The following is an 11,865-nucleotide window of genomic DNA, read 5'->3' on the forward strand; positions in this document are numbered from 1 at the left end:
AAGAGCAACATCCCGTTGCAGCTTTAAGCGAATAAAGGGAGTTCGATTGATGAGTGATGTAAAGACGTACCACGGCAGCTGTTTTTGCGGCACCGTCCAGGTGGCAGTGACGGGTTCACCAGTCGCCGCCGGATACTGCCACTGTGAATCTTGCCGGCAGTGGTCGGCAAGCCCGGTGAATGCCTTTACGCTTTGGTCGCCGGACGCCGTGAACGTCACTAGAGGTGCCGAAAGCATTCGCACTTTCAACAAGACGGCCAACAGCGACCGGAAATGGTGCGAGAAATGCGGCGGTCACCTGTTCACAGCACATCCGAGCTTGGGTCTGGTTGACGTTTACGCGGCCACAATTCCGGATTTCCCGTTCCAGGCAGGTGTTCACGTCAACTACCAGGAAACTCAATTACGCATTCGTGACGGCCTTCCCAAAATGCAGGACTACCCGGCAGAGATGGGCGGGTCCGGTGTCATCCTCCCTGAATGATCGCCTGATCTAGCCAACTAACTGGCAGCGTCACGACTAGAAGCGGCCCAGCCTGCCCCTCTCGCTGGGCCGCTTCGCTTCCTTACGCAGAACCCAATGACGAGGCTGGCTTCCTAGTGGCAGCTTTCGACCCAAAGCAGACACTAGGAGCGCATCGGCATCTTTCTCGATGTGAGCTGGTTCATTGACCCCCTATCCGGTCATCGTCGTCCGTCCTCCACACGGAGCGACAGGCCCGCCGCCCGCAGAACCCGCTTCGGCGGGCCTTTTTCATTGGCGGCTTTCGACCCAAAACGGACTCTTGCACCGCAGCATTTTCGATCCGTTTGACTCGATCTGTTCACTAAACGTTCTCGTCAGCTTAAGCAGCGAGAATGTCTTTCAAGCGAGTCACTAATCTATCTGAGCTCAGTCGGCACCGATGCTCGCTGCAGGTGATCTGCATGTTCTGTGACAACATCAGGACGCTGAATGGCGCAGAGATTTGCTTGCCCGGCAACACACCACTGGAGGGACTGTCTCGCCGCTTTCGATGCCGTCGATGCGGTTTCAAGCAAGCGCGGATCAAGGTGCTCTTGCCCATCAGTGGCAGCGAACCCTACCGATTGCCCTAGCCCAACGATTGCGCGACGCTTCGGCCTGATGAGCTTCGGTAAGCCCTTCCGCGCTAAGCCAGTCGTGCTAGGCGAATACGCTCGCGCTCAGGCCGCGCGCCGACGCCGCAAATCGTCGTTGCGAACCTTGTGGCTAGGGATCGGCGGAGCGGTGGCCGTCTTCGCAACAGGGATGGTTGTCACCAATTGGAGCGCGATGCCGACCTTCTACCCGAGCTGCTCGTGGGCTCGGACTTTTGGAGCCGCTCCGATTCATCGCGGCGAGCCGGGTTATCGATCGCGCCTCGATGCCGATGATGACGGGATTGCCTGCGAACCCTACGCCGGGAATCAAGAATGGCGCCGGGTCCAAAGGTGGCACTGAGCGATGTGCAACCTCTACAATATGCGGAAGAACGTCGATGAGGTCGCCCGGCTGTTCCGGGCCGACCCTGACCCGCGCGGCAATGCCGGGGAGTTTGCCTATCCCGGCTATCCCGGCCTCGTCGTTGCCGAAGGCCGGGTGCGGCAGATGACGTGGGGATTCCCGCTAACGCTAAAGGGCAAGAACGGCCAGCCGCTAAAGCCCAAGCCGGTCAACAATTGCCGCACCGACAAGCTCGACAGCTTCATGTGGCGCTTCTCGTTTCAGGAGCGGCGCTGCCTGATCCCGGTCACCGCTTATTGCGAGGCGGAGGGCGAGAAGGGCGCAAAGACCCGCACTTGGTTCTCACTGCCTGATCAAGAGCTGTTCGCCGTCGCCGGTATCTGGCGCGACACGGATGAATGGGGCCCGGCCTATTCGATGGTGATGACCGAAGCCTGCGAGCATGTGCAGGGGGTCCACGACCGCATGCCCGCAATCCTGCCGCCCAGTGACTGGGACGATTGGCTCAGCGGCCCGCCTGATGCGGCAGGGCTGCTGTGCCGGCCTTACGAGATGGCGATGACGGTTGAGCGAACCGAGGAGCCTTGGGTTAGGCGCTCGTCATAACGTCCGCGTATAATTCAACTGGTCATCGCTCACGGTGACCAGTTCGACCACATCACCTGCGCCGAACTGAACCTTGAACACTCGGCTGAGCCCATCTGGCCCCAGCGCCCAGAAGATTGGCGGACGCCGACGGCGAAGTGCCGCCACCTTCATGTAGGCATTTCGCTCTTTGCCTGCTGTCGGTGCCTCAATGTCGGCCGCTCGCCCGTATTCGACCATCAGCGTGACGAGATCATCAATCTCCCGTGCGGTCTTCTTGACCTCTCCGGCGATAGATTCAGTGGAATTGCCCGGCAAGAACGTCACCAAATCGAACGCGAAGTCGGCAGACTGGGTCCCGATCGATTCCTTGGGCCAGCCATGATCGAAATGGAGCCGGGCCAACCCAGCTACGGTAATTACCGGCTCGAGCCAGAGTGTGAAGGGCCGGGGCTCCAATGCCTTTCGACCCTCCCAAAAGAACTGCTCGAATGCTGAGCTGGCGGCGGCTTTGTACCGACCGCAGCCGAGGTGTTCGAGTAACCCTGCCTCAATCGCCATCAGGAAGTAGCGAGCATCAACATCGCTCACCTGCACGGGAGATGCGACGAATCCGTCCGGTTGGCAGTTGCGACCCGCCTCTCCGCAAAATTCGGGGATGAGCTTGCTGTGCAAGATCTCCTCGAATCGAGACCGATGGTTCCCCATCGCCCGACGCTAGGACGATCCGTCTCGGCCAGCTACCCGACGGCTTGGCGGGCCACCGGCCTATCGACCAAGGGTCTGAAGCCGCAACTCGAGCTCCTCTCCCGCTCCCCCGCTGGACATGCGATTCGACCGTTGTTCCAATACAACACCTAATTAAAATCTAATTGGGGTCGGAAATTGCAAAATTCACGAGGGAAAATCACGGAGAAATGGCAAAGAAAATCCATTTTCTCCTTTTCACATTCGCATATCTTGTGTGTAGTTATACGGCTCCTCAATTAGGAGCCTAAGAATGAAACCGATTATTGACAAGAATGGTGTTCCACGCCTGCTGAATAGCAAAGAGTTGTTTACCGAGCTCTACAAATTCCCCTACTTCCGAAAGCTCGTCGAGGCCGCATCGCGCGCAGATCCAGACGAAAAGGGGCGCTCCTAATGAACCCCTTGATCGAATACGAAAGAACCGAAACCGATAGCCCCGAATTTGAAGCCGTCGTGAAGGTGGTCACGGAGCGCTACGACGCCTGCGTAGATGTCCTCAAGCGGGGCCACGATGCGCTCTATTCGTTCCTCGGTTGCGTCTACGAAAACGCCGAAAGAGTCGATTCAACCTTTGGGCTTCGCGGAATGTTGATCGCCGACGTTTCCAAAGCGCTCAACCACGGGCTTAAAAAGCGGAGCCGGTGGAAGCCGGAGAACCATGACACCTACGATCTGCTGCTTACACTTAAGACAGGACTTTCGCCTGATCTGGCGGCGTCAAAGTCTCAGTGGCTAGGAGCACTTCGCGCAGCCAAAAGCCGCAAGGGATCAGAGGGTCAGGATGATCCCGTCGATCCCACCGAATCTGCTTTCGTGGATTGGGTGGCAGAAAAAGGCGTCATCGCAGCAGCCAAGCCGGGTAAGCGGAGTTCCGGTTTCAATCTGTGCGAGTTTGCCGAGGGGATTGCACCCACCGGGACGACTGTCACGATTGACCTACCCATTGAGGCTACAGCGCCGGAGGACGTCGTTGAATTGCTAGGTCGCATCCGCGCTCGGCATGGTGGTCAGGCAGAGGTCGAAATTCTCGGTGTTATCCTCGATGAGAAACGTGTCCGAAGTTCAAGCGCATGGCTCGAAAAGCATATCGACCAAGAGAACCGGGTCCATGCTCGGAGGCTCTCAAAAGCCATGAACAAATTTGCAGGCTCGGAATACGGAGACCCGAACGAGAAGGACCTCGACCCGGACAAGGAGCTGACTGCCGAGGACCTCGTCCGACTATCCGAGGAAACCTAGCTTCATCGATTTAAAGTTTTAATCGACCGACCACTTCAGCCCTCCTCGCGCGTGTCTACCAAGGCACGTGCGAGGACCTTTTCCAGCGTCGACCGGGTAAAGGATATTAGGTCGTCGTCCCGAAGATCGGGGTCATCAAGCGGGGTCGTCATGGCGTCGTGGAGACCGAGAACCTGATCGTCGGTTAGCAGGCCGTTTTCGGCGAGGGCGGCGGTCAGCCTGCATAGACCGTTAAACAGGGAAACCATGATTAGCTGGACCGCGTCGTTGCTGACCTCGTCGTCGGGAAGGTCGGTCGACAGCGACGGGTATTCCAATGTCAGCGGAGGTCTCCTGCTTTCGTGGATATTTTAGTTCCTGCCGGAATCCTCGATCAACCGGGTCTATTAGCTCCAGCTGCGCTGGCCTGCGGCTTCGCCTTCGGTGCGGTCGACTTTTCGTTGTTTCGATGATCTTTGAGACCACAGCGAAGTTTGCCGTTGATCCTCATTCATCCGGCTATGCATGTTCGGGGGTTGGACACAGAGGTCGTTAAGACCGGGGCATGCTAGGACGCCGCTACAAGTCCGAAGCTTAGTGTCTCTATGAGCAAGGCCTCGTCGCCTTCCTTGTGGCAATAGCCGACGAGATTTGAGCCCCGCTCTCGCTCCATGATTTTGACCGCGCGTTGGTCCGTGGCGGCCCAAGGGCTCTTAAGCCACTCCTCGCGCAGGACGGCCTCAAAGGCATCGAACTCCCAATTGGCGGGCCGGCGGAGCATGACGTTAAGGTGGGGGCCGTCGAACAGCTTCTCGATCGTTATGGCATTCGGCAGAAACCGTTGGTCAGGAGGCAGCCGCCGATGGGTCGCCTTGCCTCTGACTCGTTTCGAGAGGCGCGCCATGAAGCCAAGTGCCTCTCGCTCGTATAGCTGCCGCTCGCCACGACAACCGTCCAACTCTCGGCGGAGGTGTAGAACGGCGTAAGTGTCAGGGGAGATCGCGGCGTCGAACGCCTTGGCGATTTTGGCCGACATCCGTTCGCCGGCGACGATTTCAGGTTCCATCCACTTACTTATGAAGTTCTCAATTTTGAGGTTCTTCAGAGGCGATGAGTCGTGAGCCTCACGTGGCACGACTGGGCCTCACTAGAGGTGGGAGCAGCTGGAAAGAGCTCGTCCCTGAAAGCGATTTTGCGAGCAGGCCAGTAAAACGATCAATTGATGGCGGATTAATTTTGCGTTAACCTGGAGCCATAGTCTTGAACGAGATCGCCCATGACGCGCGCCAAATCATCGTTCCTATTTCGGCCAGCGAAGTATTGGTATTTTTGAGCGATGATCGCGGCACACATGCTCCTGCATCCCGGGCCAATTCTCACGTAGCAACTGCGAACGGCATCTAAATGACGGGGGTGAGAAATGACCGGTGTTCCAGGAGTGCCAAGAATCCTCACTGCAGCCGAGAAGGTTGCCAAGGCTGCAGTCGCTCCGTTTCGGGCGCAATACCGCGTCATTAGAGGAAGAGAAGAGCCGCTCGAGGCGGCTAGAGAGGCCTATGCTCGACAAGCGGAAGGCATGGCGGCTGGCGCGGACGCCGTCGCCAGCTTAGAGACCATCGAACATACAATGGAAGAGCGTGCTGGTGGGCGGCTACTTGGTAGCGAGGCAGAAGGCGCTCTCGCTGATATACACTCAATCAGCGATGCACTTGGCCCGGGCGTCTCTGCGGCATACCTGACTGCAGTCGCTCAATTCATCCGAACTGGCAATTTTCGAGATCTTGATCCGACAGTTGCCATCGTCGCCGCTCAAATTGCTCGTGAGCGAGATCGACTATGGAGCAGAGGCCGCCCCTTAACCGAGGCAGAGTTCAACCTGATTCCCAACAATAAGGCGCGGTCGAATGCGTTCTTGGGTGTACGCGTGTTGTCAAGAAGGCAGGTGCCGGGTGAATTGAGTATCCCCAAGTTGGCATTTGCACATTTCGAGACGACGACGGCCATTTGCCTAATAGACGTCATCGTTTTCAACGGCCCGATACCGGGCACAAATGAAGTGAATGACAAACACAAGTGGGCGCACGAGCTGCAGCATGTTCTCCAGTATCAGAGGCTGGGGCTGATTAGATTTGTTCGCGAGTGGCTAGCCGGTGCACTTGGTCCGCGCTCTGAGGCTACATGTGGCACATCATACATTGAAATAGACGCGGACATCTGGGCCTGCAGCATTTATCCCGACGCAGAGCCGGCTTATATTCCCTATTGCGGCTGGACGCTTCCGCAGCCCGCACTGATGCCTCCGCGTCGTAACTGGCCTTTCAGAGTGCCAAAATTACGATTTTGGCGGTAGCGCCCGAATTCTCACTGATTGCCCGCAGTTGTGGACCAAAGTTGCTCATTAGCTTTTCCTGAAAGCCTAATGAGCCGGGTTTCGTCTGACTTTCCTTCTTTCATCAATGCCGCGCGCGTCCCGAGGGGCAAGAGATCGAGGCGGCAGAAGGACTGATTTTGCAGCCAAAGAATGGACTTGCCGCTCGCGCCATGCGCGACCACAAACCCTGAATGGGCTGTTGATTGGGGGAAGAACCGCGAATGAGAGTGATAGTAGGCGTGGCGTGCTTGGTGTTATTGTCTGGCCTTGCCGCATGCAAAGCTGACCCTCAAGGCGACGGGTTCGCGGACATCAAATATGGCATGACACCGGAGCAGTTGAAGCCGCTCGGCTTTGAGTGCGATGCCGACGAGTATTCGTGCAAACAAGATGATCCCGCACCGGCATCTGCGCGTGCGACGTTGTTTGAGAAGCCTGTTCGTCTCTCTGTCCAAATGACTGAGGGCAAAGTGGCTGCGATCAACGTCTTGCTAATGGATTACACAGATGATGAGCTAATCGACCTGTACGATAAAGCTTACGGAAGCTCCAAGGTTTACCGCGCAAGAAACGCGCTTGCCGCGTTGGTCGAGCGACACATCTGGACTGCGGACAGTGGTGCAACAATCGTTGTCAGCAAACTGTTAGACCATGGCGCTGCGCCAGCAGTCCCGACCTTCGGTGGATATGGGACTTCTGCGGTCTATCGAAGCCCCTTGCTGAGCGCTCAATCTGCCGCCCAGTAAATCGGGGCTCTGGGGTGGCGTGGTGCACGCAAAAAGATGAGGCCGCGCCAAGGCGCGGCCCACATCCCCTATCGGAGGCGGAAAGGTAACACCCTCGACAGTGCGGTGAACTGATTACCGAGTGCCGACAGCGGGAATGCCGAGGTTGGCGGCAATGGAGGGATCCAAGCGGTAGGCGACGGCCTGGCGAGCCTTACCGCTGAACTTAAGTACTGCGGGCTTTCGACCGTCCGCGCAGACAAAGCGCCCATCTTGACCATCGAGCAAGATAGCTTTTGCGAAAGCTTCAAGATGTGTTGGTTTGGCAAGACGGGCTTTTCCAACTTGGAAAGTGCCGCCGATGATCGCGGCGAAGCGCTCGTCGCCATCGCTGTCGATCAGTGCGAATTTGGGACTATGGTTCATTTGTGCCTCTTCATCCAGTTGATTGAGGCCGAACCAGCTATCGGGATGTCGCAGCCAAAGCCAATGGCTTCGGTGGGGGATTATAGTCACCCCTTGACAGGGGGCTTATTGTTACCCCATGTAGGGCAAGTCCGACCCGCTGAAAGCGGAAAGCGGCATCAACCTCCAGCAGGAGATCAACTGTGCGCAACCTCTACAACCCGACCACGCTTGCTCGTCACCCCGCCGTGGGAGACGACTTCTTTCGGTCGTTTGACGCTGGCAATCTAGCGCCAGCTTACGAAACCGCTCAAGGTACCCACCTGCTAGAATTGCTAACGTCCGTCCACGGCGTCTGCGCTGTATTGGGCGCTGTCAGCGCCGCGCCGACAAAGCCCCCTATGCCCGCAATTGAGGGCATGATTCGTGACCAGCTTGGCGCGGACATTCTTCGGCGTCACGACATGAAACAACTCACCGGTCGAGCGCTGAAACAGATAATCGAATACCTTGGAGGTAAGTGGGAGGGGCGCGGTACGCCTATCACCGTCACGTCCGCTTTCAGTAAGGGCTCGACGTATTCTCTTCCTGAGTTTCAGCGACGCGCTAAGGAACGCAAGGCGCTATAGCACTGCGCTCGACAGCGCTTCTTACATTCTTGGAAGATTGAATTCACTGGCTAAACTGCCAGTCAAAGGGGGCTCCAATGCCGTGGACAATTGAACGCCTGAAGTCGCTTTCACTGAAGCAGCGCGAGACGTTATTCGACAACGCTCGACAGCAGGACGGGCCGGACGCGGCGGAAATCATGAAGCTGCTCGTGGACCACGATTTACTGGTCAGGGAGGGCGGCGGTTATCCGCGCGATCACCCAATCATCCAACGGATGGAAGAGATCATCCGCTCAGATGAAGGTCGTGCCGCCGCCAAAACTGCCACCGATGGCGGTGAGGCTGCGATGGCGGGGATAGACCCGCTGCTCACCGCTGATCTCGGATCGGACTACGGGGAGCGGGACACGACTAATTGGGCAGGCTCGTTGACTGCCGAGATCATGGCGGAAGCGGGATACGTGCAAACGGGGAAGAAGGCTCTGCCTCCGACCTGCGTGGCTAAGACTGCCGCCTTTTTCCAAAAGCGCCGATAGATCGGCCAGTGAACGGAGTAGCACATGGAGAAACCCACCTACGATCTATGGCCGGACACCCTTGAGGCGAACGAAATGCTCGCTGAGTGGGAAGGAACGCCATTGTCCTTTTGGCGAGAGCAACGCGGCCTGACACAGCAAGAGCTTGCGGATTCGTCCGGTATGGAATTGCTGAGGGTTCAGTTGCTTGAGCTTGATACCGAGAAGGCGGAACCGGAGGAAGCGGCTGCAATGGCCAAGGTTCTAAGTGTTGACGCGTCCGACATCCAGTTGGGCGATGACATGATTGGCGAAACCATGCTGCCTTATGAGCCTAAGAAGAAAGAAGGCTCCCAGTCCGATGAATGACGAGTTCGACGATCATTACGCGCGGAACGACCCATTTTCTGTCGCCGAGTTTCAAAGGACGAAGCTCGGGAAGGCAGTACTGGCAACCATCGAGGAACATGCCGACCGCATCAGGAGCGCCGCTGACGCGGGCGAGCCACCCATATCCTTCTTCGAAGGCTTTGTTTCGATCGTCGATGAACGGCTTCATTGGTCTTTGATTGAGTGGATGATCCGCGATTGGCTTGGGCCGGAGTACAAGCGGGCCGGTCGCAAACCTGTGCCACTCCGTACGTACCGCCAAGGGCAGTGCTACGAACGCACTCGTAAGGAGCGGTCCTCATGACCGATGCGGACAGGCTCGACGCATTACGCATCGAATTGCAGCAACTGCGAGCGGAGATCGCGCTGAATTTACCGCGCAGTCACACGGATTTACGCTTGGTTCGGCGGGAGCACGAAGTTGCGCGGCGGATCGACCTGTTGACGCGCAAAATCCGAGACGAAACTGGCGGATGAGTGCCATGACGCGCTGGACGTGGTGCCAGCCAGCTGCGCGTATATCCTGGCTCATTAGCTTTTTATGAGAACCTAATGAGTGCCTGCACCTTGGCATGCCTCAGAATTTCTACGGCCCGCCCACACGGTTGCGTGCCCCTGCGGCGAAATGCTTCTGAGCGGCCCGATTTTTCCACCGTGAATAATGGGGACGAAATAGCCGCGAACCGACTTCTTCGCCCGTTTGCAAGCGAGACTAAATCCCTTATTCCTCGCGCAACTTGGGGGAGAAAGTCATGCCTGTTGTACGTCGCGAAGTCAGCGATCGAACCGCGTTCGGTAAGGTCGTCAAGTGGACCTTCATCTTATTTAATATCTTGATGTTGGGCTTGCTGCTTTTAAGCTGCAAAACGAACAGCGACGCTATAGCGAATGCCTCCAGCCAAGCTGAATATGCTGACGCTGCCACGGCTGGTGCAACCATCGGCGCAGGTTTAGTGTCGGGGACGCTCATTTTCCTCTGGCTCGCTGGGGCGGTAATCCTCGGCCTCTTCGTCCTGTTTACTCGTCGGAAAAAGATTATCGAAACAGAAGAGTAAGCTGCGTGAGTGGCCTGTTCGTAATCATCTTCTTCGTCCTGCTGTTTGGCGTATTCAAGCCATTCAAAGGTGTGAAGCGCTGGCAGTTCGGCCTAGGCGCCTTTGTCGCCTTCATCTTAGTAGGCGTGTTTGCCCCCGACACGCATCAGGGCGGCAAGCAAGCCTCGACGGATACGGGCGGCTCGGGCGTTGGGTCCGGATTGTCCGTCGAGAAAATGGCGGCAGTCGAAAAGAAGAATGAGCCCGAAATCTCGAAGCTCAGAAGAGCCGCAAGGACGCTCCCGGCGACCGATGTTGAAGGCAACCTTCGGCTTTATAAGCAGCTATCTGCCCTTGCCCCGGGCAACGAGTCATACGTTAGCAAAGTGCGCGTCTATGAAGGAAAGCTCGCAGCGCGAGCGCGGTATCCCGACCATCCGGAAGAAGCGCTTTCGATTGCCGATTGGAATTGGCAGGCTGCTGGGTTCGGGAGCGTGATGGAAATCACCAAGCTGACCGTTCGAAATGACGCCCCTTTTGCGATTAAGGACTTCAAGTTGCACTGCGTTCACAGCGGTAATTCCGGTACGGAAATCGACGAGAATACCCGCGTGCAATTTGAAATCGTCCCAGCCAACAGCCAGCGAACCTTTCGAAACATCAACATGGGATTTATTTCTTCGCAGGCCGCCAGCAGCAGGTGTGAGATCACCGACGCGGTTAGAGCCTGACCTTAAGTCCCTCCTTCAACGGCTAGGGGAAACATATGCTTGGCTTACTGGTCCTGTTCGCGGCAGCGGCTCCGGAAATTCCCGAGGCCCAGCTCGAATGGCAGAATGGAGATGAGGAATTCTTCCCTCTCGCCTTCCGAGGAAGGTGGGCGCCGAAGTTGGCGGATTGTACCGGTGATGGCGTGGAGGTTTTCGAAATCTCGGCCACCAAGATGTGGTTCTACGAAGGCGATTCGAAACTAATCAAAATCTCTAATGTGAACTATACCAGCAGTCCTTCCGGAACACCGGCCTATACTATCAACGCTTACACGGCTGACCGTGAACTCATGGACCTTTCGACGGGTACCATTCGACTGACGTTGTCCGGCGGCAAGCTGTACATGACCCGCCTCAAGGCAGTCCCCGAGGACAAGCAGTGGCAACACCCGAATGTCCTGTGCCCCGAATCGAAGGCTAGCTAATTCAACTATCGAAAACGGAGGACAGCAGATGAGCGAAGAAGCACTGGCGCTGCCTACAGAAGCCCGGCCGTTCAAGACGGTTGGTCAGACAATTTGGATCGACGGTGACTCCCTCGTGATCAAATACGGCATGCTCTACTACGGCTTCCTCGGTCAGAAGAGAGTGCCCGTTCAGAACATCAAGACGGTCTCATGGAAGGAACCGGGAGCACTCACCACGGGGTTTTTAGAAATCTCTATCCTTGGAGAGCCACCGCCTAGCCCATTCGCAAGCCCGAATGTGCAGCATCAGAATCGTTTTATCTACGAACGAAAGGACGTCGAGCAGTGGCGCTCGCTAAAGGGCTGGATTGAGAAACAGATTGGCGGGCGCGACACCGCCGCACCCGCGTCCACGGCTGACGAATTGCGCAAGCTAGCCGACCTGTACAAAGAAGGTTTGCTGACTGAATCCGAATTTGAGAGTCAGAAAGCAAAACTCCTCGGTTAGCGGGTGCTTTTCTCCTCAGCAAAGGCCAAGCGATCCAGTAATTTTTGGACAAGTGCCATCGAGGATTGAGGCGCACTAGTCATTGCTGTTTCGTGACGAAACAAGATTCAT

General features: G+C 56.8%; 19 protein-coding genes. 15 read left to right on the forward strand and 4 right to left on the reverse strand.

Annotation, left to right across the window (positions count from 1 at the left end):
* Window positions 1-49: 49 nt before the first annotated feature.
* The 3 genes from LZ536_RS09295 (at window position 50) to LZ536_RS09305 (ending at window position 2,071) form a co-directional block, all read left to right on the forward strand.
* Entirely contained in the window at window positions 50-484 is a 435-nt protein-coding gene (locus tag LZ536_RS09295; RefSeq protein ID WP_249848377.1) for a GFA family protein, read from the forward strand.
* Between the two features lie 810 nt (window positions 485-1,294).
* Window positions 1,295-1,462 (forward strand): excalibur calcium-binding domain-containing protein, encoded by a 168-nt coding sequence (locus tag LZ536_RS09300; RefSeq protein ID WP_249848602.1) that lies wholly within the window; start codon window positions 1,295-1,297, stop codon window positions 1,460-1,462.
* A gap of 3 nt (window positions 1,463-1,465) precedes the next feature.
* The gene (locus LZ536_RS09305) at window positions 1,466-2,071 is read left to right on the forward strand and encodes an SOS response-associated peptidase (protein WP_249848379.1); all 606 of its coding nucleotides are present in this window, start codon (window positions 1,466-1,468) and stop codon (window positions 2,069-2,071) included.
* Here LZ536_RS09305 and LZ536_RS09310 read toward each other — a convergent pair.
* Complete coding sequence (locus LZ536_RS09310; protein WP_249848380.1) at window positions 2,066-2,725, reverse strand: hypothetical protein; 660 nt, start codon at window positions 2,723-2,725, stop codon at window positions 2,066-2,068. The two genes, LZ536_RS09305 and LZ536_RS09310, sit on opposite strands and share 6 nt — an antisense overlap.
* 325 nt (window positions 2,726-3,050) lie before the next feature.
* Here LZ536_RS09310 and LZ536_RS09315 point away from each other — a divergent pair, with 325 nt between their 5' ends.
* Both LZ536_RS09315 and LZ536_RS09320 read left to right on the forward strand, forming a co-directional pair.
* A complete protein-coding gene (locus tag LZ536_RS09315) occupies window positions 3,051-3,194 on the forward strand; it encodes a hypothetical protein (RefSeq protein WP_249848381.1) in 144 nt (47 codons plus the stop codon).
* On the forward strand, window positions 3,194-4,039 hold the full coding sequence (locus LZ536_RS09320) for a hypothetical protein (RefSeq protein WP_249848382.1): 846 nt from the start codon (window positions 3,194-3,196) through the stop codon (window positions 4,037-4,039). Before LZ536_RS09315 ends, LZ536_RS09320 begins: the two co-directional genes overlap by 1 nt.
* Before the next feature lie 35 nt (window positions 4,040-4,074).
* Here the strand turns inward: LZ536_RS09320 and LZ536_RS09325 are convergent, their stop codons facing one another.
* On the reverse strand, window positions 4,075-4,356 hold the full coding sequence (locus LZ536_RS09325) for a hypothetical protein (RefSeq protein WP_249848390.1): 282 nt from the start codon (window positions 4,354-4,356) through the stop codon (window positions 4,075-4,077).
* Window positions 4,357-4,586: 230 nt separating this feature from the next.
* Window positions 4,587-5,084, reverse strand: coding sequence for a hypothetical protein (locus tag LZ536_RS09330; protein WP_249848391.1), 498 nt, complete (start codon window positions 5,082-5,084; stop codon window positions 4,587-4,589).
* A 354-nt stretch (window positions 5,085-5,438) separates the two neighbouring features.
* On the opposite strand from LZ536_RS09330, the gene LZ536_RS09335 reads away from it, so the two are divergent.
* Window positions 5,439-6,368 (forward strand): DUF4157 domain-containing protein, encoded by a 930-nt coding sequence (locus tag LZ536_RS09335; protein WP_249848393.1) that lies wholly within the window; start codon window positions 5,439-5,441, stop codon window positions 6,366-6,368.
* Between the two features lie 242 nt (window positions 6,369-6,610).
* Complete coding sequence (locus tag LZ536_RS09340) at window positions 6,611-7,135, forward strand: hypothetical protein (protein WP_249848394.1); 525 nt, start codon at window positions 6,611-6,613, stop codon at window positions 7,133-7,135.
* 114 nt (window positions 7,136-7,249) lie between these two features.
* Here LZ536_RS09340 and LZ536_RS09345 read toward each other — a convergent pair whose 3' ends face one another.
* The gene (locus tag LZ536_RS09345; protein ID WP_249848395.1) at window positions 7,250-7,540 is read right to left on the reverse strand and encodes a hypothetical protein; all 291 of its coding nucleotides are present in this window, start codon (window positions 7,538-7,540) and stop codon (window positions 7,250-7,252) included.
* 685 nt (window positions 7,541-8,225) lie between these two features.
* Here LZ536_RS09345 and LZ536_RS09350 point away from each other — a divergent pair.
* The 8 genes from LZ536_RS09350 to LZ536_RS09385 all read left to right on the forward strand — a co-directional run bounded on the left by LZ536_RS09350 (window position 8,226) and on the right by LZ536_RS09385 (window position 11,754).
* Window positions 8,226-8,666: a hypothetical protein gene (locus tag LZ536_RS09350; protein WP_249848396.1), complete on the forward strand. Its 441-nt coding sequence runs from the start codon at window positions 8,226-8,228 to the stop codon at window positions 8,664-8,666.
* Between the two features lie 24 nt (window positions 8,667-8,690).
* A complete protein-coding gene (locus LZ536_RS09355; RefSeq protein WP_249848398.1) occupies window positions 8,691-9,014 on the forward strand; it encodes a helix-turn-helix domain-containing protein in 324 nt (107 codons plus the stop codon).
* Window positions 9,007-9,339 (forward strand): hypothetical protein, encoded by a 333-nt coding sequence (locus LZ536_RS09360; protein WP_249848400.1) that lies wholly within the window; start codon window positions 9,007-9,009, stop codon window positions 9,337-9,339. Before LZ536_RS09355 ends, LZ536_RS09360 begins: the two co-directional genes overlap by 8 nt.
* Entirely contained in the window at window positions 9,336-9,512 is a 177-nt protein-coding gene (locus LZ536_RS09365) for a hypothetical protein (protein ID WP_249848402.1), read from the forward strand. Before LZ536_RS09360 ends, LZ536_RS09365 begins: the two co-directional genes overlap by 4 nt.
* A gap of 275 nt (window positions 9,513-9,787) precedes the next feature.
* Complete coding sequence (locus tag LZ536_RS09370; protein WP_249848403.1) at window positions 9,788-10,090, forward strand: hypothetical protein; 303 nt, start codon at window positions 9,788-9,790, stop codon at window positions 10,088-10,090.
* 5 nt (window positions 10,091-10,095) lie between these two features.
* Window positions 10,096-10,800: a hypothetical protein gene (locus LZ536_RS09375; protein ID WP_249848405.1), complete on the forward strand. Its 705-nt coding sequence runs from the start codon at window positions 10,096-10,098 to the stop codon at window positions 10,798-10,800.
* A gap of 35 nt (window positions 10,801-10,835) precedes the next feature.
* Window positions 10,836-11,264, forward strand: a complete 429-nt coding sequence (locus LZ536_RS09380) for a hypothetical protein (RefSeq protein ID WP_249848407.1) — start codon at window positions 10,836-10,838, stop codon at window positions 11,262-11,264.
* Between the two features lie 28 nt (window positions 11,265-11,292).
* A complete protein-coding gene (locus tag LZ536_RS09385) occupies window positions 11,293-11,754 on the forward strand; it encodes an SHOCT domain-containing protein (protein ID WP_249848408.1) in 462 nt (153 codons plus the stop codon).
* Window positions 11,755-11,865: the final 111 nt, after the last annotated feature.

This window comes from Sphingomonas alba, assembly GCF_023516555.1.
Taxonomy (GTDB): domain Bacteria; phylum Pseudomonadota; class Alphaproteobacteria; order Sphingomonadales; family Sphingomonadaceae; genus Sphingomicrobium; species Sphingomicrobium album.